Raw genomic sequence first — 23,007 nt, 5'->3', positions numbered from 1 at the left:
GTACGGTTAAAGGTAAAAAAAAATATGATAGGTATCATTCCCTGTTTCTGCACTACATTCTGTAGCTACGTTGCTTCCAAGTGTAACTAGAAAACAAACTAGAAAATACGACATAGATTGTAAGTACAGCATAGATAAACGTACTTATAAAGAATATGTAATAATTTATTTTTTTCCCAAAAAAGGTACTGCTACAACGCATAAACAGGAAGTCGGCTAACAGTTTAATTAGCAGTCCTGTGAGGCAAGCAACAAATGCCGCTGTAGAATATATCATTACTATTGGACTAATGAGAATAAAAATACAGTTTAAGAATACTAATAAACCTAGTGCCTTGGTGGCAATGCTTTTTTGTTGCGATGTTTTTGATGCCCAGCGCACACGTTGTGAACTAAGTTGTCTCCAAGAGTTTACGGGCAAGGTGGATACAATGGCGCCTTCCGATTTTAAGTACGCTATTTTCTTCGGAAACTTTAGTTTAAACTTTTCTAGTAAAAACATGTCGTCACCACTTGCAATATGTAGGTTGTCTTTAAACCCGTTTACCTCGTGAAAAGCATCTTTTGTATAGGCAAAATTTGCACCATTGCTCAAGAGCGGATTTTCTAAACCGAAACTTCCTATAGTGACGGCCTGCAAGCTCCAATTGTCTAGTTGTTGGTAGGTATGTAGAAATGAAGGTTGTGTATGGTAATCTACAGGCATCGCAACACAGATGGCTTCGGTTTTCTGAATAAATATATTGAGTGTGTGTAACCAATTCTTAGGTACAGTACAATCTGCATCGGTAGTTACAATCCACGAAAATTGTGCGGCATGAATCGCTAAGGTAATGGCAGTTTTTTTTGGCGATGATTGGTTAGGCGTATTTTGAAGTATTTTGTAGTTAATAGCACTTCCTTTCAAAATGTTGTGAACTATTGCTTCAGAATTATCTGAAGAGGCGTCATTAATTAAAAGTAATTCAAAATGCGTTGTGGGATAATTTAGTTGCTGCAATGATTTTAATAATTCAGGTAAATTTTTGGCTTCGTTCCGAAATGGTACAACAACAGAAAAATAATGCTTCTCTAAGAGACTTTCCGAAGAAAACAGAGATACCCTTTGGTGTCCATAGTATAGCAAACCTAGAGCCACTGCATAACAAACGGGTATGACAATAATAAGCCAAATCATTGCTGCTGGGGCTTAAAGGTGAATACATAATAACCTCCTAGAATTGCAGGTAGCACAACATTAAGTATCCACATAATAAAAACAGTAGCAAGTACAGTCATGTCTGGTATGTCTAAGAATGAAAATAACCAAAGTGACACACCGCCACGAATCACCACATCCAACACAAAAAATGAAGGAATTATCGATACTAACAAGTACATACTAAAAATAACAGGTGCGGCCGCAACATAGCTGCTGGTAGCTCCAAAAAAAATGAGTAAGAGATAAAATAAAGTGCTAAATATTAAGTAACGCATTACAGAAAGTACTAAAATCTGAAACAGACTCGTCTTTGGTAGTCGCTTAAAGTGTGTCCACATGTTTTGCAGAGACAACCCTTTTATACCAAGTTGTTTTTTTCTAAAAACATAACCCAGAATAACAAGCACTAAGAGAATGAATACAAAAATTAGCCCTCGGTTTACTGCAATAGAAATCCCATACGTAAAGATAAAATATACAACAGCAGGAATTCCAAAGAGTAGTGTTGTCACTAGCTGCGAACTACCGTGTACAAAATTTAAGAAGACAATCTTCTTACGCTTTTCTGGTAGATAATAAAGCGCTTTTGCACCGTATTCTCCAATGCGATTAGGTGTTATGAGCGAGGCTGTAAGGGAGCCTAGGCTCTGTTTTGTTGCGCCTAAAAAGGAAAGCGTATAGGTTGTGTTTACTGAAACTTTCCATCGTAAGATTTCTAGAAGCCAATTACATATGGCAAGGCCAAGAAAAGAAACAGGTAGAAGTATAGAAACATCTTTAAAACTTTGCGAGATGATAGGTGCTAGCGAACTTCCATCAGACCTAATTTTATAGAATAAATACCCAAATGCCAATACAAGCACCAAAACCTTTAGGGCAACGAGCCAATATTGCGTAGTTTTGTGAGAAGCCATCATCGCTTACGAAAGTAGTGAAACCGAAACAGAAACCGAAGTTGAAACAATAAGTAAACTTGTTAAATACTGAAGAGGCTATAATGTGTAGCCAATACGAAATTTGAAAAAGACCAGCACCACAGAAAAAATAATCTTAGGCATAGACCCAGGTACAACCATCATGGGTTTTGGTCTTATAAAAGTAATTGGTAAACAAATGCAATTTATACAGTTAAATGAGCTGCAACTGTCTAAATACGATGATCATTATGTGCGTTTACGCCATATTTTTGAACGAACCATCGAACTTATAGAGACATTTCACCCCGATGAAATAGCCATAGAGGCACCCTTTTTTGGTAAAAATGTACAATCCATGCTCAAGTTAGGACGTGCCCAAGGTGTAGCTATGGCAGCCGGATTATCAAGACAAATACCAATTACAGAATATTCTCCTAAAAAAATTAAGATGGCAATTACTGGTAATGGAAACGCCAGTAAAGAACAGGTTGCTAAAATGCTGCAAAGTACACTCGGACTAAAAGAACTTCCTAAAAATTTAGACAGCACAGACGGGCTTGCGGCTGCCGTTTGCCATTTTTACAATCAAGGTAGGGTGAGTGTAGGTAAAAATTACTCTGGATGGGCAGCGTTTGTAAAACAAAATGAAAAACGCATCAATAAGTAATCTATAGGTATCAATGGCAAAAGAGCAGATGTTGTATAGAAAATCATCTAAATGTATAGTAAAGACAAAGCGATTCTTTTTCACCCACTACTAACTTAACATGAGCTCAGTATACATTCATATACCATTTTGCAAGCAGGCATGTCATTATTGTGACTTCCATTTTTCTACCTCGCTTAAGAAAAAAGATGCCCTTATTTCTGCATTGGTACAAGAACTCTATCTTCGGAAAAATGAGCTAAAAGGCACTGTAGAGACTATTTATTTTGGTGGAGGAACACCATCGTTGCTCAGCGCCTCAGAGTTAAAACGTTTAATTGATGAGGTGTACAAAAATTTTGAAGTTTCAAAAACCCCCGAAATTACCTTAGAAGCAAATCCAGATGATATCGTGTCTACTCGAGCACAGTCTAAATCTATTTTTGAAGCGTATCGCTCCGTTGGTATTAATCGCCTGTCTATTGGAGTGCAATCATTTTTTGAAGAAGACTTAAAATTGATGAATCGAGCACATAATGCTAAGGAGGCTGAACAATGCATCTCAGTAGCCAAAAAATACTTCGATAATATAAGTATCGATTTAATTTACGGTATTCCGCAAATGTCTCCAGTACGTTGGTTAGACAATGTTAAGAAGGCGCTCGCATTTGAAATTCCGCATTTGTCTTGCTATGCGCTAACTGTAGAGCCCAAGACAGCACTAGAGAATTTTATTAAAAAGGGCATTGTCCCTCCTGTAGAAGATGAGGTAGCCCAACTGCACCATAAGTTGCTAATTGAAACAACTGAGGCCGCTGGCTATGAGAACTACGAGTTTTCTAATTTCGGACTTCCAGGATGGCATTCTCGTAACAATATGGCCTATTGGCAGGGGAAACCCTACCTAGGTATCGGACCTTCGGCGCATAGTTACAACGGAGATAGCCGTAGCTGGAATATTGCAAATAATAGTGTATACATTAATTCAATTGAAAAGGGAGTACTGCCAGTAGAGCGTGAGACACTTTCAAATAACGATAAATACAACGAGTATGTAATGACCCGTTTGCGAACTTCTAAGGGTATTTCAATTCAGGAAATTTCCGAAGTATATGGCGAAAAGTATACGCAATACCTTTTAAGCACAGCAAAAGAGCATATTAATGAAGGATTACTTCAAGAGGACGAGAACCATCTGCGTGTAACGAAAAAAGGAAAGTTTTTGAGCGACGGAATAGCGTCGCATCTGTTTATGTTGAACGCATAAGGTCATGTATTTTACAGGGATAATCTCTTAGCAAGACACCCTGCTACTGATTTTCAAATTATGTATTTAGTTGTATATTGAAATTATAAACATCACGAATGAAAGGAACGTTTACCATTGGAAATTCGCTTAAAACAGTAGATTTAAGTAAACCAATTGACATCTCAATTCCACTACAGGACTCATCTAAGAATCCGTTGGCGTGGTATCTTGAAAAGCCTTCAATTACACCTGTACAAGTAGATGATTGGGTAGGTAAAGTAAGTGAGGGAGCTTCCGTAAATTTTAATAATATTCGTTTTAACCCGCACGCACATGGTACGCACACAGAGTGTGTTGGTCATATTTCAGAAGCATTTCATTCAGTAAACAGGGCGTTAACAACATTTTTCTTTACCGCAGAAGTGCTTTCGGTAACACCAGAGAAGGATGGCGCAGATTTGGTGATTTCTCTGCCGCAAGTTAAGAGGCTGTTACAAGACAAAAAACCAGAGGCTGTGGTAATACGAACGCTTCCAAATTTACCTCAGAAAAAGTCGAGAAAGTATTCGCACTCCAATTGGCCTTATTTGCATGAAGATGCTGCCAGATTCTTGCGAGAAATTGGTGTTTCCCACTTACTAATAGATTTGCCAAGTGTAGATAAAGAAAAAGACGACGGTAAATTATTGGCACATAAAGCATTTTGGAACTACCCTAAAGCGCCAAGGCTAAGCGCTACGATTACCGAATTTGTTTACGTACCAAATCGAGTAAAAGATGGTAGCTATCTGCTCAACTTGCAAATGGCATCTTTTTGTAACGATGCAGCACCCAGCAAGCCTGTTCTCTATAAATTTTTGTAAATACAAGATGTATGATTTTTTTTGGAACCCAATCTTCTACCTTTAAGCTAGCAGAAGTAACTTCAGACAGTTTGTATTTATATTTAAGTGATTACGTAACGAATAAAATTTGGGTATTACAGCTATAGATATGTTTTGAAATTACTCTTTAAACCATCACGATTTGTCAAGAAAGGAAATTGATTCTAGGTATGTGTCAGGAGAAATTTTTAAAATTGAAAAACAAATTACTATGAAAACACTATTAAAACTAGAAGAAGCAGCCTTGTTAGTCGTCGGAATATGCTGTTTTGCGCAGTTAGACTACGCGTGGTGGTGGTTTTTATTATTACTGCTCGTTCCAGATGTAGGCATGTTAGGTTATTTGGTAAATCCTCGAGTGGGCGCTTTTACGTACAACCTCTTTCATTTTAGAGCGCTCGCCATCGGACTCATGATTTTTGGTTACTTTTATGGAAATGAAATTATCTCACTAAGCGGAATCATGCTATTTTCTCATATTGCCTTAGATAGAATGCTAGGGTACGGACTAAAATACCCAGATAGTTTTAAAAACACACATTTAGGAAGCATAGGCAAATAATCATATGGAATTACTTTTTATAGGCTTGGCAGTTGGTGCCGTTGTAGCATATTTTTTACTTCTGAAATTGAGCGGAGGCCGCAAGCGGGAGAAAACACATTCGCAATCGGTAATATTAATGGAACGTATTCGTACCGTTTGTAAGTTTATTACCGTAGAAGGCGATTTTTCTGAAATATACCACTACGAAAATGTAAAAGATAAATGGCTGAACCTTCTCTTAGGTAAAAAGAAGGCGCTTGTACTTATTGAAGCCAAGGCACATGTAGGATTTGATCTCACCAAAATACACATGGATGCCGATACTAAAACGAGAACGATTACATTAACTAATTTCCCCCATCCAGAATTGTTAACCGTAGAAACAGATTTTAAATATTACGACAAGAAAGAAGGCTGGGCAAATCCGTTTACGGCATCAGACCTTACCGAAATTAACAGAGAAGCAAAACAGCATATCGTAGATAAGATACCGAGTAGTGGTTTACTTCTAGAAGCAGAATCGCAAGCCTTAGAAACCATAAAACTGATGGAAACCTTGGTACAAACCATAAATTGGAAGTTAGATTACACAGCCTTGCATACAACAAAGTCACAGAAAAAAGAGATTGCCTCATGAAAATAGCCATACGTCTCTTTGTAGTTTTTATGCTTTGTCTTGGTGCAAACGCACAAGATTTTGAGCAGGTAGATGCAACTATAAAATTTTACCCAAAATCGTTTGATGAGGTTACCGAACTTTCAGAATTTATTACTCGCGATTTTAAAACAGACGAAGAAAAATTACGCGCCATCTATGGCTGGATTATAAACAACGTTAGGTACGACCCAGATGAGTATGATGTGTTTAATTACAGGTTTAAAAACTATAGAGAGCGAAACGCCAAAGAAGAGGTAACTCGCAAAAAAATAATTCAGCGAACCTTGCAAAAAGGAGTGGCCGTTTGTGAGGGCTATGCCATGCTCTTTGAAAAATTATGCGAGTTACAAGGCATCCATAATTACCTAGTGCGAGGCGATGTAAAGACTAATTTCAAGGATATTGGCAGGCCGTTTCAGAAAATTCATATGTGGAATGTTGCATATATAAATGACCACCCGTTTTTATTCGATCCAACGTGGGGGGCTGGCAAGTACAATCAGAAATTCATTAAAGAACCCAGTTACTATTGGTATAAAACAGAACCCACCCAGTTTATTAAAAGTCATTACCCAGACTTGGTAGAAGATGCATTTCTTGAAATAAATGTAAGCAAGCAGACCTTTGCTAAATTTCCGCTTATTATTCAAAAAGATATGGTTGTAGCAGATGTTATCTCACCAAGATACGGTGTTGTAAGCAGTGTTGAAAATCCGAAAGCAATCCTGTTTCAGCTTAAAACACCCGCCCCTAAGGTGATTTCTTATTCATACGACTTTGGGAATAAGAAAAGATTAGTCGATTTCAGCATTCATGACAAATTGCTTACCTTCGAGATTAAGACAAGAGCAGGCAAAAACCTTATTGTTTATTTTAACGATGCGCCTGCATTAGCTTATAAAGTAGAGTGATATTAATCTTTTAAATTAGAAGTTATGAAAAAATATGCACTCCTTTTGGTGATGTTAAGCAGCCAACTTATGGTATCTCAAATTGCAGATCCGTTACTTTACGATAAAGATTGGTACATTAATTACATTCAAATTGATGGGCAGTTATTTACATTGCCAGAGGGATTAGAGCCTGAAGAGTCGCTCATGGTGTTTGCAGAAAACTCATCGCATTTTACGGCTACCATTTGCAGTACCATTGAAGCAGATATAGAACGTGTAATTAATGAGTCTTCTTTTGGATTTATTAATATGACCATAGATAACCAGACCTGCGATGAGCCGTTAAACTCAGATTTTGATTCACTACATTTCAATTTCTATGTAGATAATGCATCCGAGGTTTTAGACTACAGCTATTACGTAATTGAACCTTTTGGAACACCGTTTGTAGAGATTAGAGCACCCAATGGAGACGTGGTCGAGTATTTTTCTGATTCAGTAATGAATGTTGGTGAGTTTGAAACAACTAAGATTAATTTGTTTCCAAACCCATTTACAGAAACACTTCAAGTAGATTCTCCTTACCATGGAAATTTCGACTATAAAATCTTTACGCTAAGTGGTCAGCTTGTGAAAGAGGGGACTTTAAGTACTTCGGAAAGTTTAAATGTTTCAAACCTGAGTAACGGAATGTACTTAACCAAACTTACCAATACAGAAGGTGAAGAGCGGTCGTTCAAAATTGTAAAAGAATGAACATAGAAGATTTCAGAAATTATTGCATCGCTAAAAAAGGCGTAACAGAATCTTTTCCTTTCGATGAGCATACATTGGTCTTTAAAGTCATGAATAAAATGTTTGCAGTATGTGGTCTAGAACGAACACCAACTCAAGTAAATTTAAAATGTGACCCCGAACGTGCCATTACCCTTAGAGAAGCATACGACGGACTCATTATTCCGGGATGGCACATGAATAAACACCACTGGAATACGGTCTTTATTGAAGATGCCCTACCACCAAAATTGGTTATAGAACTAATAGATCATTCGTACGACTTAATCGTGCAATCACTCACTAAAAAGGTACAGGCACAATTAGAGGCGCTCTAAATGGATTCACTTACTCAAATTGTATTAGGCGCTGCGGTTGGTGAGGCCGCACTTGGTAAAAAAGTAGGCAATAAAGCAGCTCTGTACGGCGCAATTGCTGGGACTATACCCGATTTAGATGTAATAACTAAATACTTTGTAGACACGGTTACTGCTCTCGAGTGGCATCGTGGGGTTACCCATTCTATTGTATTTGCAGTTTTTGCCGCTCCCTTATTTGGGTGGCTAGTGTCGTTATGGGAGAAAAATGCTTCAGCACGACAATGGTCATGGTTGTTTTTTCTGGGGTTTTTAACGCACCCGCTGCTAGATGCGCATACCACATGGGGTACACAGCTATTCTGGCCTTTCGACTTACGTCTGGCATACAAGAATATTTTTGTAATAGACCCATTATACACACTTCCCTTTTTGCTGTTTCTCATTCTTGCCTTACGGCGGAAACGTGAGGATCCCAAGCGTAGGAAATACAATAATCTAGGGCTGTGGGTGAGCAGTACGTACTTGTTGTTAACGTTGGGACTAAAAGGATATACGTTTCTTAAATTCGAAAAAGCCTTAAACCAGCAGGGTATTGCCTATACTGAAATTGAAACCAAACCTGCACCACTAAACACAATTTTATGGACGGCCAATATCGATACCAAAGATGCTTTCTTAATTGCAGATTATTCGTTGTTAGACAGCAAGCCTATAGCATTTACGGCCCATCCTAAAAATCATGAATTGCTTGGTAATTACAAAGACAATCTAAAGGTACAGCGGCTTATAAAAATAACCAAGGGTTGGTATACCGTTACACAAGACAAGAACGGTGTAGTGTATTTAAATGATTTGCGCTTTGGGGTACTGAGCACAGACCCTTCGAGTACTGCGTATGTTTTTAGTTTTTTAATTGAAGGCGATAAAGACCAAACCGTTATTACAGAAAATCGTAAAACGCCATCAGATGGCAAAGAATTGCTAGTGAACTTATGGCAGCGTATAAAAGGCAATTAAGAACTCATATCTGCAACAATTTTCCATGCGCCATCAATCTTTTTAAAGATGATTAAAAAATTGCCGTTTGCGTCGCCAACGGTTCGCTTCAAAAAGTATCTCCCCATGACCCAATAGCTGTTTTCTTCTATAGGCGATATGTCGTCTACCTTAAACGTAAGTGTTCCACTATGGTCTTTTGTTGGGTATCCTTTTTTGTAATTGTCTAGGGTTTGCTGCCAACCCTTAGTGAGACCTTTGCTTCCGTAAAACTTAAGTGAATCACTCTTCCAATAGCCTTGCATAAAACCTTCTAAATCGTTTTTGCTCCAGGCAATTTCTTGATTCTTCATTACCGAGAGAATGGCACTTTTATCTGCTTCTACATCTTTTTGTGCAACACAGGATAAATAAAAAATAGAAAATAATAAAATGTATACAATTCTCATACAGCTGAAATTTTAAATACCTTGAAAGATACGTAATTTTGTTTTACAGAAAATGAAATGCTATGATAGATGTAACTGTAGTAACCTGTAAAAAATATGTTAGCCAGCAAACACAAGATATGTATGTAGCGAATATTTTTCTTGAATATAATTTGTTGAAAGATGCGTTAGAAGCAGAAGGGCTTACTGTAGACCGTACATATTGGGATAACCCAGATTACGATTGGAGTACTACCAAAATTGCCTTAATTAGGACCGTTTGGGACTATTTTGAACGTTTTGAAGCCTTTACTACATGGATGGAAGAAACCGCTGTTAAAACCAAGCTGGTGAATCCCCTAAAATTGCAACAATGGAATAGCCACAAATTTTATATAAAAGAACTTCAAGATAAAGGCGTTCGTGTGGTGGCAACAGAGTTCGTTTCAGCAAAAAGCAAAATCACTTTAGCCGAAATCTCAAAAAAGCGAGGATGGAAAAAAATGGTCTTAAAACCTGCTATTTCTGCTGCCGCTTTTCATACCTATAAAGTTTCCGAAGAAAATAGCCAGGAAATGGAACGGGTGTTTCAACAGTTAGTCGCATCTCGAGATATGTTGGTGCAAGAATTTTTAGAGACGATCACTACAAGAGGAGAGGCTTCGCTTATGATTTTTAACGGTACCTATTCTCATGCAATTCTGAAACGGGCAAAACCCGGAGATTTTAGAGTACAAGATGATTTTGGTGGAACGGTGCATCCATATAGTCCGAGTAAAGACGAAATTGAATTTGCCGAGAATGCCAATAGGCAATGCCCAATCGCTCCAGTGTACGGCAGGGTAGATATTGTGTGGGACGAAACCGGAAGTTGTTATCTTTCAGAAATGGAATTTCTAGACCCAGAGATTTGGCTTCGTGACGCACCAAAAAGTGCACACCAATTGGCAGCAGGGATTGTAAAGATGTTAGACTAATGCAAAGATTCTTTAAAAATTATATCAGGGTCTGGGCATAATTTTTTCCAGCGTTCGATTTCAGAATTATAAGCAACACCATTGTAGTTTTCAGTTTGACCTAACAAATCTGTTATAAGCTGAAAATGTAGATGAGGTACCCAATGCCCGTTTTCTTGTTCGTTTCCCAGAAACGCCAAAAAATCGCCTGCGTTTAATTTTTTACCCTTAGGTGATAATGCTAAGGAGTCCTCGCTAAGATGTCCGTATAGTGTGTAAAACTGTACATTTTTTAAGTGATGAGCAACCACTACCAACGGACCGTAATCTTTGTGGTAGTTGTTGTGATGCGAAATCACCACTTCGCCAGCGTATGGGGTGTGAACAGGGGTTCTTGCTGGTAGCCAAAAGTCTGTACCTAAGTGTATGTTTCTATATTCTGAAATTCCATTTATGGTTCTTTTGAAACGATCTGTGTTGTAAAAACTGCGTTCTTCTAGGTATCCATTTGCTAAGAGGGCGTTAGGATGTTGCTCTTGAAATGTAAATAAACGTTCTGCTGCAGTTACTAAATTTTCATGTTGAATATCTTTTTCAAAGAAATCACTGCCCGTACTCATGTCTGGCACTACCACCTTGTTAAAATGTATCGTAGGGAACAAGGTGTGAAGAGATACTTTTTCTAAATTTCTCATACACAAGTTTACTGAAAACTTTTTTGGCAACTACATCGCCGAAGTTTGTTGTGAGATTTCTCCTAAGGTCAAAATGACTAGAGTACCCCTTTCTGTTTTTTGTAAAAGGCGTTTGCTTGGTCTTGCATAAGCTCCCGGGCAATTTTTCGTTTGTAATCGTACAATTCTTGCTCTTCTGCAATATCTGCGTACACACGGTTATTTACATCCCTATCTGTAGTTACAAGAATTTCACGCTGACTTTTTTGCTGTGTTACCCAGCTAGAAAGCGCACCTTCTTGCTCTGCTAGTTTTAAATCGTAAGCTCCTTTTGGAGAGATAAGTTTTGCAAAAATAGGAGAGGTTTCTATGGCTAAGAATAATAAAAAGATAAAAAATGATGGTAACCATGGTAATTCGCCAAGAGCATTTACGCGCGCCATTAAACCGTCAAATCCATCGATAATGGGTTGTGTTTCGGCTATTTTATCTTGGTATTCTGTGCCTAAGGTTGCTATTTGCGTTTCTATGAAAGCAATTTTTGCGTTATTGCTTGTTTTTAGCTCATTGAGCGCAGCAAGCTCTGCGTCGTGTTTTTCTCGCTTTTCTTTATAAACAGGGCCTTTACCTAGTTTTTCAGTGCCAGCGGTTCCTTCGGCTTCAGAAATGTACACGTCGTATAGTGCATTAACTTCAGCTTCTTTAGTTGTTATTTCATTTTTTAATGTTTCAATTTCTGCGTTTAAGCCTTCTACAGCAGGTGTGTATTGCAGTGCTAATTGATCTTTATTTTCGAGGGTTAAATCGTTTTTTTGCTCCAATAAAACCTGATTAATTTCTTTTTCAAAAATCTTTAATTCTAGAGGCTTAGAAATCACTACAGCAATGATGACGGCAAGTAGAATTCGAGGTGATGCCTGAATGAGTTCATCGAAAAAATTGTCTCGCTTTTTAAGAGTTGAAACAATAAACCTATCGAGATTAAAAATTAGAAGTCCCCAAATGAGTCCGAAGAACACTGCCGTAAAAATATTGTCAAAAACAGTGAATAAAGCGTAGCTTCCTGCAATTGCAGCCATAACAGCTGTAAAGAAAACCGTAGCACCTACACCAGCATATTTGGTGTTTTCGCCAGCAGAACAATCGTTTAGAATATCGGTGTCTGCGCCAGAACAAAAGATAAAAAATCGTTGAAGCATAAGTGTTTTTTATAAGATTGATGAATTTTTAAAACGTAATTATTCAAGTAATTGTTGTTGTAAAAGATTTTTTATTTTTCAAACTCTTTAATAATCAGAACGATATACTTATGCCTGATTAAATTGTCTCTAAATGTGCTATTTTATCGATTAAATACGCATTTAATCCGATATATTTGTAGGATAAATCTCCCCAGTAATCGTAACAAACCTTAAAAAAAATGAAAAAATTAGTTATTTACTTATGTATTATTTGCACTTCTTTAGCAACGTTCACTAGTTTAGCGCAAGTTGGAATCGGAACAGTTAGTCCAGACGCATCTTCTGCGTTAGATATTTCTTCAACAACACAGGGATTATTAGCTCCTAGAATGGAGACCTCAGACCGAATAGCAATTGCATCACCGGCAGAAGGATTGTTAGTGTTTGATACAGATGAAAATGTGTTTTATTTCTTTAATGGCGGTAGCTGGGTGCCTTTAGAAGGTGCCGAAACTCGCAGTAATTACAAGTTAGTAAAAAGTGTAGCAGATTTGTCTGACGAGCTTGCTGCTGGAGGAGGAGTTGTATATGAGTTAAATGAAAACTATTTATACGAAATTAATGGAACCATCCTTTTCGATTTTCCTATAGATTTAAATGGCGCTTATGTAGCAGGTCGCGATACTGGAGAAGATATTTTGCAAAATAATTCTGGTACTACCCTTTTTAGTGGAAGTAAAGGCGGGCACCTAAAAGACATATTAATTCGTGGTAACGGGCAACAGGTATTTAACATTGTTGGTTCAGGTACAGAGAATCTTATAGCATATAGTTTAATTGTAGTTGGAGCTTCTTCTCTAGGTACATTAAGTTCTTTAGGTACCGTGTATTTTGAAGTCTTTCAAATTGTATCTACTAGCGATGGCTTAGCAGCATCTGATATATCTAATTTTTATATGGATAAGTTATTCTGGACCGATTCTAATTTGGGTACATTTTTAACCCTTTCTGGTTCATTTGCAAATTTACAAATGGCAAATGGTAGGGTGGTGACAGATGCTGGTGAAGTTGGTTTAAATGTAAGTGCCAATCCAACAATAACCGTCTCTGCTTCTATTGCTCAGGTAAGTTTTACAGGAGCCGGTACACGTGTAGAAGGGTATTCGCCAAGTATTTACGACGGCTATAAATTCAATAATAATTGGGATGTAGACTCACCAGGACTACTTCTGGAAACAGATAATGCCGCTATTGGTGATATTAATCTAGATGCACCAATAGGTAGCGGTTATGAAACCGACTTTGGTACGATAGGAACTGGTGTTCAGACAAAATTGGTAGGAACTTCAACGTCTAATAACTTATTTAGATTTAGCGCTCCTGTTGATAATAGAATCGTGTATGATGGAACAAAAACGCGAAGTTTTCAAATTTCTACGAGTATTTCTTTTCAAGGCGACAATAATAACTCCATTTATATATTTTACATTGCAAAAAACGGAACGGTTGTAGATGAGTCTAAAGTATATAGGGAGATAGGTGGTAATAATGATATTGGAGCGGTATCAATTGTTGGCTCTGTAGAATTGTCTCAAAATGATTATATAGAAGTCTGGGCTGAGAAATTTTCTGGTGCTGGGAGCCTTTTAGTGGTTTCTCTAAATCTTATAGCTCAATAAATTAAGCATCATTTCAGAAAAAAAAGCCTCTAGTAAAGAGGCTTTTTTTATTCTAAAGATTATCTTCTCTGCATTTTTAGTACCCTAAGATTCTAAAATTTAAGTTCCTTTTTAAGGAATCATTTTCTTTTTCACATAGATAGGTTCTTTGGAAATTTTAACGGTTGGATTTTTAGATGAGCTATTAGTTACTTGGATATTAAGGTCACTATTCTTTTTTACAACCTCAATTGCTTCGTCTGAAGTAATCTCTTTCCCTTCGTAATAGAACGTAGATTTCTTTTTCGCCATTTTAACAATGATGTCTAGCTGACTCATTGGGGGAGGCGGTGGTGGAATATTTCCATCAGTGTAATTTACGCTGTTAATTACTCTTGGCGCATCTGGAGCAGGTGGTGGTGGCGGTGGAATGTTATCATCAGTATCGTTCACCCCTTTAATTACTTTTGGCGCAGGTGGTGGCGGAGGCGGAGGTAAGAGTCCGAAGCCACCATTTGCCTTTGAAAAATGCGTTTTTTTGTATTCGGCATCTAGTTTCTTCAAGAATTCGTCTGGCGTACTAGCAATTTTTATAATGGGTTTAATAGATGTGTAATCGGTTTCTTCCCAATTCTTGGTCAATTTGTCTAGGTCACGTGCAAATGTTTTAAGAGAAGATTGTTTACCGTTTATTGTGATTTCACTCATCTGTATCATGATTACTAAGATTTTGTTTATAGCATCATTACCAGATGGCGAATTACTGGTAGCAGGTGGCTTACACTCAGGAAAAGGTTGTGCTTGTTTGCGCTGCTCTATGGTCATTAATCGATAAATGGTTTCTAGCTTTTTTAATTCTGAAAGGGGCATGATACGACTATTGGGAGTTTCGTTGAAACGTTTGTTCCAAAAAGCTGCTATTTTGTTGTATGCCGCAAGTTGCTCGGGTGTGGCTTTACTGTTTCCTATTTCATTTGCAACATTCGTATACCAAGTATCATATTCTTTTTGAACTTCTGGATTTTCGAAGGTTACTTTTGGGTCTGAAACAATCGTTTCGACAGTTTTAGTGCTGCTGAAACCGTAGATTAATCCTGCCATCAAAGGCAAAATTACTAGCATTCTTAGCCATGCGGCTCTTCTTGATGTGTGTGTTTTCATAACTGTAAAACGTTTTTTGACCAGCCCAAACGAGTTTTTTGAAAATAACTTGCCTAGACCAGATGATGAATAATTAATAGAATGTGCCATAGAAGGCACGCTAGATTTTGATGAGAAATCCAGTAAAATTGTTTGATAGCTAGCTGTATCTGCTCCCTGATTTAAGACAGTGCGGTCTGCTAGAAATTCGTGGTTGAGTTTTATACTGTGTTTTATAAAATAAAGCAACGGATTGAACCAAAATGCAATGCGAAGTAATTCTATGAAAACAATATCCCAACTGTGCTTTTGCTCTACATGAGCGGTTTCGTGCATAAGTACTTCTTCAGGGATTTCACCATTGTTGTACGCTTTTTTGCTGAAAAAGATATAGTTAAAAAAACTATGTGGTGTTACAGGAAGTTTCAGCAATACATGCACAATTGATCGTTGCTTGAACTTTGAGTTGTTTCTAACTTTGGTAAAAACGCTCCTTAGATTATGACCAAATCGAATACCGAAAATACCAACTCCAAGTAAATAAATACCACCTAAAATATATAGGGTATAGTTTGTGGCTTCCGAAATGCCTGTGTCAAGGGCAGGTGTGCTCGCAGGAACTTCTGTTAGTATGTTGGTAACTAAAGGATTAACCTGAATATATGTGGTAAAGGTGATACATGGAATTATAAATGAAATAGCTAAGCTTCCTAGCAAAAAGAAACGCTTGGTGGTATGTAACGAGGTATTCTCTAATAGCAATTTGTAAAAGAGGAATAATATTCCCAAACATGCAGCAGATTTTAAAATATAAACTTCCATGATTACTTCTCTTTTATTTGTTGGTCGATCATTTTCTTGAGCTCTTTGAGTTCTTCTTTGCTTAAATCTGTGGCCTCTGTGAAAAATGATGCAAATTGTGCAGCATCGTTATTAAAAAAGTTTTTGATAAGACCATTAACATGTTTGCTGAAATAATCTTTCTTTTTTACCAATGGGAAATATTCTCGTGAGCGCCCAATTTGAGTATAATCTACAAAACCTTTGTCTTGCATGCGCTTGAGTAAGGTGGCAATAGTTGTTGTGGCAGGCTTAGGATCGTTGTAGGCTTCCAAAAGATCTTTTAAAACTGCTTTCTTTTTCTTCCAGAGATATTGCATGAGCTGCTCTTCTGAATTTGATAATGATGTCATATTCTTTTAATTACTCTACAAACATAGAACAAAAATTTTAATTCTACAAACGTAGAGTTTAAATTTTTCAAAAAACAAGTTCCAATTTCCAACTGAAAGTAGATACATTTGCTCAAATTTGAAATCATGAGCCTAGAAAGAGAAGTCACTAAAAGAGCCGAAAGTCGCTGCGAATTATGTGGAGCGGAAGAAAAACTGAACGTTTATAGCATCCCTGAAACACCTGTGCGTATTGAAGGTGCAGAAGGAGCTATATTAATTTGTAGTACCTGCCAATCTCAGCTAGACGCAGAAGATCGCGATGCAAACCACTGGCGCTTATTAAACGATACCATCTGGAGTCCTGTTCCTGCGGTAAAAGTATTGTCTTGGCGTATGCTACACCGACTAAAATCTGAAGGGTGGCCGCAAGACTTGTTAGATATGATGTATTTAGAAGAAGACGAGAAAGAGTGGGCTGCAGCTGCGGGTGACGCAGAAGATAAAAGTAAGCAGCTAGTACATCGAGATAGTAACGGCAATATTTTACAGGCAGGCGACAGTGTGGTGCTTATAAAAGACTTAAAGGTAAAGGGTAGTAGTATGATTGCAAAGCAAGGTACGGCAGTGCGTCGTATTTCGTTAGACCATGAAAACGAAACCTATATAGAAGGAAAAGTAGACGGACAGCAAATTGTTATTATTACGGAGTACGTGAAGAAGATTTAACCTTTTTTCTTCGAGCAGCTTTCCGTAAACGAAGCGTGCGGTATTCTTTGGTTTCAACTGTAAAAAAAACTGTGTTAGGGGTAGCAGTGAATACCCTGTAGTAAAAAAGGTGGCACAATTAGATGCCACCTTTTTTATGAAGCGTAGTAACGGATGACCCGACCTTTTGGTGCACTTTAGAAACATTGTGTCAAGCACGGTGTAATCTCTTAGTGCACCAAAAGGTAACACCCAAATTATTTACTCATTTCAGTAAAATAGTGATAAAACTGAGGGATGGTTTCTATACCTTTTAAATAATTCCAGATACCAAAATGTTCGTTAGGTGAGTGAATAGCATCGCTGTCTAGCCCAAAGCCCATTAAAATTGTTTTGCTTTTTAGTTCTTTCTCAAAAAGTGCCACGATAGGAATACTACCACCACTTCGCTGCGGAATAGGGGTCTTGCCAAAGGTGCTTTCGTACGCCTTGCTCGCCGCTTGATATCCACGACTGTCTATTGGTGTTACGTATGCTTGTCCGCCATGATGAGGTGAAACTTCTACAGTAACTCCTTTGGGTGCTATACTTTCAAAGTGTTTTTTAAAGAGTTCGGTAATTCGCACCCAATCTTGATTAGGCACTAAACGCATGCTAATTTTTGCATACGCTTTGCTGGCAATTACGGTTTTGGCTCCCTCGCCTATGTATCCACCCCAAATACCATTTACATCTAGTGTGGGACGAATGCTATTGCGTTCATTGGTAGTATAACCAGCCTCGCCGTATACATCTTCAATATCTAACGATTTGCAGTAAGCTTCTTTGCTGAAAGGAGCTTCGGCCATTTTAGCCCGTTCTTCTGTAGAAAGTACTTCTACGGCATCGTAAAATCCAGGAATAGTGATGTGGTTGTTTTCATCATGCAGGGAGGCAATCATTTTTGTAAGCACATTTATGGGATTAGCTACGGCACCTCCATATAGACCACTGTGCAAGTCGCGATTTGGTCCCGTAACGGCAACTTCAACGTATGAGAGTCCGCGTAGTCCTGTGGTAATACTAGGGATATCATTGGCGATCATGCCTGTGTCGCTAATTAAAATGACATCGTTGGAGAGTTTTTCTTGATTGCGTTCTACAAACCAGCCAAGGCTTTCGCTACCTACTTCTTCTTCACCCTCAATCATGAATTTGACATTACAGGGAAGTTGTCCTGTGCTTGTCATGAATTCTAATGCTTTTACGTGCATGTACATCTGACCTTTATCGTCACAACTTCCTCGTGCGAAAATGGCTCCATCTGGGTGTAATTCCGTTTTTTTAATCACGGGCTCAAAAGGAGGGTTGTCCCATAAGTCTAGTGGATCTGGTGGTTGCACATCGTAGTGGCCATACACGAGTACGGTAGGAAGGTTTTTGTCAATAATCTTTTCTCCGTATACAATTGGATAGCCAGGGGTCTCACAGATTTCTACATGGTCGCAACCTGCCTTTTCAAGACTTTCTTTAATGACATCTGCTGTTTTAATAACATCTGCCTTGTAAGCAGAATCTGCCGATATAGACGGTATTTTTAGGAGCTCGATTAGCTCATCTATGAATCTTTGTTTGTGTTCTTCAATGTAAGGTGTAGCACTTTTCATATATATTGCCCGTGATAGCGGGTCATTTTAATTAAATTTCAATTCTGTGCACACAGAAAAAGAAATTTTAGGTTAATCTTCAATGCTCACGAAGGTACAAAAAGTGCTTTTTTTAAAAGAAAGATTGTTTGTAAATTAAAATAGTTGATTATATTTGCCGTCCCTTAACGGGGCACCAATTAAATCACGCGGATGTGGTGGAACTGGTAGACATGCTAGACTTAGGATCTAGTGCCGCAAGGCGTGCAGGTTCGATTCCTGTCATCCGCACATTAATTGAAAAGGACTGCTTGTAATAAGCTGTCCTTTTTTTTTGGATTTAATTTAGCGACAAATTTACTTCAACAAGATGCGATAATAGAACTTTTTGCCTATTGAGATACTTGCTCAACCGACATCACATTAATGCTATTTACTTTTCCTTTAAGTTGGGGGCTTCCTAAGTCTTCAGCCACATATTCGGATCCTAACGATAGTTGTTTAACCAGTTCTTTAGATAGCAACAAATTTTTCTGATAGGTTGAACATAAACCTAAGATACGTGCAGTAGTATTTAAGACATCACCAGTAAAAAAAATATCCTTTTTTAAGGCGCCAATTTCACCGGTTGTCACCTCACCACAATGCATGCCTGCCTTAAATTGTGGAACCACACCAAACTTTCGTAAATAGAATTTTGATTTGTTTTGAAGTGCCTTTTCCATGTCAAAAAAGCATCGAACACAATAGTTTTGGTTGAGGCCTTTTTTAACTTTCCAAGTAATTACAATTTCATCGCCTACATATTGATATACCTCTCCATAATTATTAATAATAGCGTTCGAAAAATCGTAGTAATACGATTGTAATAGTTTAAAATAGGTAGTACTGCCTACAGCTTCTGCAATGGTTGTAGAATCTTTCATGTCTACAAACATAAAAATTCTACTTTCTCGGGTTGGTTTATGGTACTTGCCAGTGAAAAAGTTTAGCAATACCTGAGACCCAAGATTGTCACTAATTTCAGCATATAATAATGAAAGTAACAACGAGAATCCAACTTGAAGTAAAGTGCTAACATAGGTAATACTAAAAAAGAATTCGGTATATCTTTTCCAGACTTTCTTGTCAAAAATGGAAGTGTCCATTTCGATACTAGCCGCAATAAGGTAAGAAACCAAAATCAATATCGATAACAGAACCGCATAGATGCAAAACTTGCCTATAATTTTTTGAGGTAAACTCCTTTTTTCAAAAAGGCGATTTACAAAAAACACTTCCAGAACACCTACAATACAACCAATTACAAATACAGCGCTACAAGCAAAGAGTAGAATAAGGGGTGTAACTTTTATCGCGGTTTTCGGACCGTGAGCAAAGTCCCCCAGGGCAGCATATTCTGTAGATAAGAACATCCAAGCCAACACCAGCCAAATTATTCCGAATGGAAGTATTCGCTGAAAATAATAGCGTGTTTTAGCAGAAAGAAGTGTCATTGAAGTATAAAAATAGATTCTTTTTTTTAAAAACACTTTTTTGATGATGGGCTTTTTTGTTTGCCTTTTCTAATAAGGTGGCTAATTTCACCAGTTGATTTAATTGAGGTATAAATGAAATTTTACATAGTTAGGTTATACCATACATTTTTTATATTTTTAAATCGGTGAAATTAAAACCACGGTATAAATAGATAATTCATACAATTATGGGAGTAGGTAGTTTAGTAGTCGGAACAGCTATATTGTGCTTAGCAATAGGTCTTATTATAGATTTAAAAGAGCGGTATTAGGGGTCTTAGTCTACCCTATCGATCAATGCTTCAATTTCCTCTTTTTCTTCTCCATTTAAGTTAGGGTTAGGTGGTGTTTCTACTTTTTTTTTAAGATGAATTTCATAGTACATTCCAAAATGATCGCTTCCGAAGTTTTTAGAACGGATCATTGTTTTTACAAATAGATCTTTGGTGTGAAAAAGGTGATCTAGCGGGAAACGCATAAACCAATATCCGGCATGATACGTTGGAAAAAAACCTCGACCAATTCGTGGGTCTATCATGCCCGTCATTTTTTTAAATAATCTCGTGGTTCTACTCCAAACCACATCATTCATATCGCCGCACACTACGGTTGGTTTGTCAACTTCTCTAATATGATTGCCAGTGAGCATTAGTTCGGCATCTCGCTCTTTGCTAGTGTCATTTTCTGTTGGACTGGGTGGAGCGGGGTGAAGACAGGTAAAGAACACTTCTTCACCATTTTCTAATTCGTATGTGAAAAAAATGGAGGGTACATCTTCTTCAACCTGAAACTGAGTTGTAATATTTTTTAGTTCTTTTTTAGAATATAAATGCATACCGTAATAATTTTCTAACGGGATTTTAACCGAATACGGATATGTTTTTTCTAGTGAAGCTATTCCTTTTTCCCAATCGGTATTAGATTCCATAGTAAGAATTAGGTCGGCATTGTAGTTAGCGCACTCGGCCAAAAAGCTATCAAATTCTTTATTGTCTTGAAGTACGTTAGCAGCAAATATTGAGACATGTCCATCACTTGGAAAATCCGGTTTTTTTCTAGGGTGAAAAGAACTGTATTTGTACACTTTGTGTAATTGGTATAGTATGCTGAACACCAATCCGATGGCAATAATATACTCTAATGTCGAAAATTTCCAACCAAAAAAAGAAAGTGCTGCCAACAATAAAATCTCAATGGCTATAGATTGTAAACGAATAAAATCTGCCGTTCTAAAAAACCAATGCGGATTTCCAGTCGCCGGTAAAAAAGGCGAGATAATAAAGATTAAACTAAGAATATATATGGCAATCATCTTTTAAAAATACGAGTTCCACAGGAGAAATAGGTATTTTTGTATTAGTTTAAAATAATTATCATGAAACACATTACTTCCGTTTTACTAGTCTTAATTTTTAGTTACGCTACGATAGTAGCACAAACGTACACTACGCCTAATACAGGTGTAGACTGGACCTTAACAGATATTGCAAATGCAAGCCCATCTACCATTGCCGTTAACGGTAATGAATTTACACTTCAAGAAAATTTGGTTATTGCCGAAAATGATAAATTAAGGATAGATGCAGATGCTATAGTTTTGTTTGAAGACTCACTTCTACTAACTGTTTTTGGCGAATTTGATGTAACCGCAGACGAAACTATGTTTTTGGCTGCAGATACCAATTTGCCATACGAAGGCTTCCGTTTTGAAGAGTTTTCGGTTATTAATATTCAAAATGCAACAATTAAGAATGGTGGTGGTTTGCGTGTGTTAACCGAAGATTTTACAATTAATAATTGTGTGATTAGCGAAAATGTTGACGGCGGAGCTACAACAGGAGCTGTAATTTCCCTTTCAAGAGGTGCGCCAGAAATAACCAATAATGAAATAACATTTAATGCATTACCTGCTATAAGTTCTGCAGCAAATTCTGAAGTTTCTGCCATCATTTCTGGAAACTATATAGAAGGAAACAATACATTAAATACAAATAGACCCCAAATTAATTTAGGGACAACAAGCAATACCGAAGATTTGCAAATTATAGATAACATAATTGTTGGTAATCCGCTACATACCGAAGTGGGAGGTATTGCAGTTGCCAACCTTGTTGGAGGTGCCATAAGAGCCGTTATTTCTGGTAACGAAATCAGAAATAACAGATACGGTATTACTATTTTAGGAAGTAATGCAATCGTTGAAATTTCTACAAATCTGATAGAAGACAACAATACGCAAAACAATCCCAATCTTGGCGGAAGTGGTATTAATATTAATGCTACCACCAATGATGTTGAAATAAATGCGTTTATAAATGAAATTCGAAGAAATTTGTGGGGTGTTACTTTGCAAGGAGAGGCATCCATTAATCTAGGTGACGAAACGAACGTGATAGGTGAGAATGTTTTTTCTGAAAATGGCAATAACGGTGAAGTTTATGCATTGTACAATAACACACCTAATACCATCTCTGCTATAAATAATTGCTGGGAAGAAGGCGTAGAGAATACCCTAGCACTGGCCGAAAGCGTTATTTTTCATAAAGTAGACGACAATACCTTAGGAGAAGTTTTATTTGACCCAGTAGGTTGCGTTGTGTTAGCTATTCCTGAAAACGCCTTCGAATCCTTCAGATTTTATCCCAACCCAACAAAAAATACTTTAAGTTTTGATGCAAATTTTTCTATTGAAACGGTAGAGATTTTTTCCACAAATGGAGTCTCAGTTTTTAGAACACCCATCTTAGAAAATCAAAATGAAATAACATTTAACCTTCCTTCAGGGATTTATTTTGTTTCGTTTGCCACTGCCAACAATCAAATTGTTAGAAAGTTGCTAGTTCAATGATTCTATTAATACTATGTA

At 37.4% G+C, this 23,007-nt stretch carries 23 protein-coding genes and 1 tRNA gene; 14 read left to right on the top strand and 10 right to left on the bottom strand.

Features of this window, described 5'->3' with window-relative positions; genetic code table 11:
- Positions 1-52: 52 nt before the first annotated feature.
- The gene (locus G5B37_RS07775; RefSeq protein ID WP_164679478.1) at positions 53-1,177 is read right to left on the bottom strand and encodes a glycosyltransferase; all 1,125 of its coding nucleotides are present in this window, start codon (positions 1,175-1,177) and stop codon (positions 53-55) included.
- Positions 1,174-2,118, bottom strand: a complete 945-nt coding sequence (locus G5B37_RS07770) for a hypothetical protein (RefSeq protein WP_164679477.1) — start codon at positions 2,116-2,118, stop codon at positions 1,174-1,176. Before G5B37_RS07770 ends, G5B37_RS07775 begins: the two co-directional genes overlap by 4 nt.
- Positions 2,119-2,278: 160 nt before the next feature.
- On the opposite strand from G5B37_RS07770, the gene ruvC reads away from it, so the two are divergent.
- The 9 genes from ruvC to G5B37_RS07725 all read left to right on the top strand — a co-directional run bounded on the left by ruvC (position 2,279) and on the right by G5B37_RS07725 (position 9,103).
- Positions 2,279-2,785, top strand: a complete 507-nt coding sequence (ruvC, locus tag G5B37_RS07765; protein ID WP_164680905.1) for a crossover junction endodeoxyribonuclease RuvC — start codon at positions 2,279-2,281, stop codon at positions 2,783-2,785.
- Between the two features lie 100 nt (positions 2,786-2,885).
- Entirely contained in the window at positions 2,886-4,031 is a 1,146-nt protein-coding gene (gene hemW, locus G5B37_RS07760; RefSeq protein WP_164679476.1) for a radical SAM family heme chaperone HemW, read from the top strand.
- 98 nt (positions 4,032-4,129) lie between these two features.
- Positions 4,130-4,876, top strand: coding sequence for a cyclase family protein (locus G5B37_RS07755; RefSeq protein WP_164679475.1), 747 nt, complete (start codon positions 4,130-4,132; stop codon positions 4,874-4,876).
- A 232-nt stretch (positions 4,877-5,108) separates the two neighbouring features.
- On the top strand, positions 5,109-5,459 hold the full coding sequence (locus G5B37_RS07750; RefSeq protein ID WP_164679474.1) for a DUF4260 domain-containing protein: 351 nt from the start codon (positions 5,109-5,111) through the stop codon (positions 5,457-5,459).
- A gap of 4 nt (positions 5,460-5,463) precedes the next feature.
- Complete coding sequence (locus G5B37_RS07745; protein WP_164679473.1) at positions 5,464-6,078, top strand: DUF4230 domain-containing protein; 615 nt, start codon at positions 5,464-5,466, stop codon at positions 6,076-6,078.
- Complete coding sequence (locus G5B37_RS07740; RefSeq protein WP_164679472.1) at positions 6,075-7,010, top strand: transglutaminase domain-containing protein; 936 nt, start codon at positions 6,075-6,077, stop codon at positions 7,008-7,010. The genes G5B37_RS07745 and G5B37_RS07740 overlap by 4 nt, the downstream gene beginning before the upstream one ends.
- A 24-nt stretch (positions 7,011-7,034) precedes the next feature.
- Complete coding sequence (locus G5B37_RS07735) at positions 7,035-7,748, top strand: T9SS type A sorting domain-containing protein (RefSeq protein WP_164679471.1); 714 nt, start codon at positions 7,035-7,037, stop codon at positions 7,746-7,748.
- On the top strand, positions 7,745-8,104 hold the full coding sequence (locus G5B37_RS07730; protein ID WP_164679470.1) for an MmcQ/YjbR family DNA-binding protein: 360 nt from the start codon (positions 7,745-7,747) through the stop codon (positions 8,102-8,104). The genes G5B37_RS07735 and G5B37_RS07730 overlap by 4 nt, the downstream gene beginning before the upstream one ends.
- Positions 8,105-9,103, top strand: a complete 999-nt coding sequence (locus tag G5B37_RS07725; protein ID WP_164679469.1) for a metal-dependent hydrolase — start codon at positions 8,105-8,107, stop codon at positions 9,101-9,103.
- Here the strand turns inward: G5B37_RS07725 and G5B37_RS07720 are convergent.
- The gene (locus G5B37_RS07720; RefSeq protein ID WP_164679468.1) at positions 9,100-9,531 is read right to left on the bottom strand and encodes a YybH family protein; all 432 of its coding nucleotides are present in this window, start codon (positions 9,529-9,531) and stop codon (positions 9,100-9,102) included. The genes G5B37_RS07725 and G5B37_RS07720 overlap by 4 nt on opposite strands.
- A 62-nt stretch (positions 9,532-9,593) precedes the next feature.
- Between G5B37_RS07720 and G5B37_RS07715 the strand changes: the two genes are divergently transcribed.
- Positions 9,594-10,487, top strand: coding sequence for an ATP-grasp domain-containing protein (locus G5B37_RS07715; protein ID WP_164679467.1), 894 nt, complete (start codon positions 9,594-9,596; stop codon positions 10,485-10,487).
- Here G5B37_RS07715 and G5B37_RS07710 read toward each other — a convergent pair.
- The gene (locus G5B37_RS07710) at positions 10,484-11,161 is read right to left on the bottom strand and encodes a peptidoglycan DD-metalloendopeptidase family protein (RefSeq protein ID WP_164679466.1); all 678 of its coding nucleotides are present in this window, start codon (positions 11,159-11,161) and stop codon (positions 10,484-10,486) included. The genes G5B37_RS07715 and G5B37_RS07710 overlap by 4 nt on opposite strands.
- 77 nt (positions 11,162-11,238) lie before the next feature.
- Positions 11,239-12,339, bottom strand: a complete 1,101-nt coding sequence (locus tag G5B37_RS07705; RefSeq protein WP_164679465.1) for a DUF4407 domain-containing protein — start codon at positions 12,337-12,339, stop codon at positions 11,239-11,241.
- 221 nt (positions 12,340-12,560) lie between these two features.
- On the opposite strand from G5B37_RS07705, the gene G5B37_RS07700 reads away from it, so the two are divergent.
- On the top strand, positions 12,561-14,000 hold the full coding sequence (locus G5B37_RS07700; RefSeq protein ID WP_164679464.1) for a cell wall anchor protein: 1,440 nt from the start codon (positions 12,561-12,563) through the stop codon (positions 13,998-14,000).
- Positions 14,001-14,111: 111 nt separating this feature from the next.
- On the opposite strand, the gene G5B37_RS07695 is transcribed toward G5B37_RS07700, so the two are convergent.
- Together G5B37_RS07695 and G5B37_RS07690 are read right to left on the bottom strand one after the other, a co-directional pair.
- Positions 14,112-15,941 (bottom strand): M56 family metallopeptidase, encoded by a 1,830-nt coding sequence (locus G5B37_RS07695; protein ID WP_164679463.1) that lies wholly within the window; start codon positions 15,939-15,941, stop codon positions 14,112-14,114.
- Positions 15,942-15,943: 2 nt separating this feature from the next.
- Positions 15,944-16,312, bottom strand: a complete 369-nt coding sequence (locus G5B37_RS07690; protein WP_164679462.1) for a BlaI/MecI/CopY family transcriptional regulator — start codon at positions 16,310-16,312, stop codon at positions 15,944-15,946.
- A gap of 126 nt (positions 16,313-16,438) precedes the next feature.
- On the opposite strand from G5B37_RS07690, the gene G5B37_RS07685 reads away from it, so the two are divergent.
- On the top strand, positions 16,439-17,020 hold the full coding sequence (locus tag G5B37_RS07685; RefSeq protein WP_164679461.1) for a PhnA domain-containing protein: 582 nt from the start codon (positions 16,439-16,441) through the stop codon (positions 17,018-17,020).
- Positions 17,021-17,256: 236 nt separating this feature from the next.
- On the opposite strand, the gene G5B37_RS07680 is transcribed toward G5B37_RS07685, so the two are convergent.
- Positions 17,257-18,645, bottom strand: a complete 1,389-nt coding sequence (locus tag G5B37_RS07680; protein WP_164679460.1) for a dipeptidase — start codon at positions 18,643-18,645, stop codon at positions 17,257-17,259.
- A 188-nt stretch (positions 18,646-18,833) separates the two neighbouring features.
- Between G5B37_RS07680 and G5B37_RS07675 the strand changes: the two genes are divergently transcribed.
- A tRNA-Leu gene (locus G5B37_RS07675) sits at positions 18,834-18,915 on the top strand.
- Positions 18,916-19,016: 101 nt separating this feature from the next.
- On the opposite strand, the gene G5B37_RS07670 is transcribed toward G5B37_RS07675, so the two are convergent.
- Positions 19,017-20,120: an adenylate/guanylate cyclase domain-containing protein gene (locus G5B37_RS07670; RefSeq protein WP_164679459.1), complete on the bottom strand. Its 1,104-nt coding sequence runs from the start codon at positions 20,118-20,120 to the stop codon at positions 19,017-19,019.
- A 298-nt stretch (positions 20,121-20,418) separates the two neighbouring features.
- Complete coding sequence (locus tag G5B37_RS07665) at positions 20,419-21,453, bottom strand: endonuclease/exonuclease/phosphatase family protein (RefSeq protein WP_164679458.1); 1,035 nt, start codon at positions 21,451-21,453, stop codon at positions 20,419-20,421.
- A 63-nt stretch (positions 21,454-21,516) separates the two neighbouring features.
- Here G5B37_RS07665 and G5B37_RS07660 point away from each other — a divergent pair, with 63 nt between their 5' ends.
- Positions 21,517-22,989 carry a T9SS type A sorting domain-containing protein gene (locus tag G5B37_RS07660; RefSeq protein ID WP_164679457.1) on the top strand — a complete coding sequence of 491 codons (1,473 nt, stop codon included), beginning with the start codon at positions 21,517-21,519 and terminating at the stop codon, positions 22,987-22,989.
- Positions 22,990-23,007: the final 18 nt, after the last annotated feature.

Origin of the sequence: Rasiella rasia (assembly GCF_011044175.1) — a bacterium.
Lineage (GTDB): Bacteria > Bacteroidota > Bacteroidia > Flavobacteriales > Flavobacteriaceae > Marinirhabdus > Marinirhabdus rasia.
Note: the sequence above shows the minus strand (reverse complement) of the source record. Positions and strands in the feature narration are given on the sequence as shown.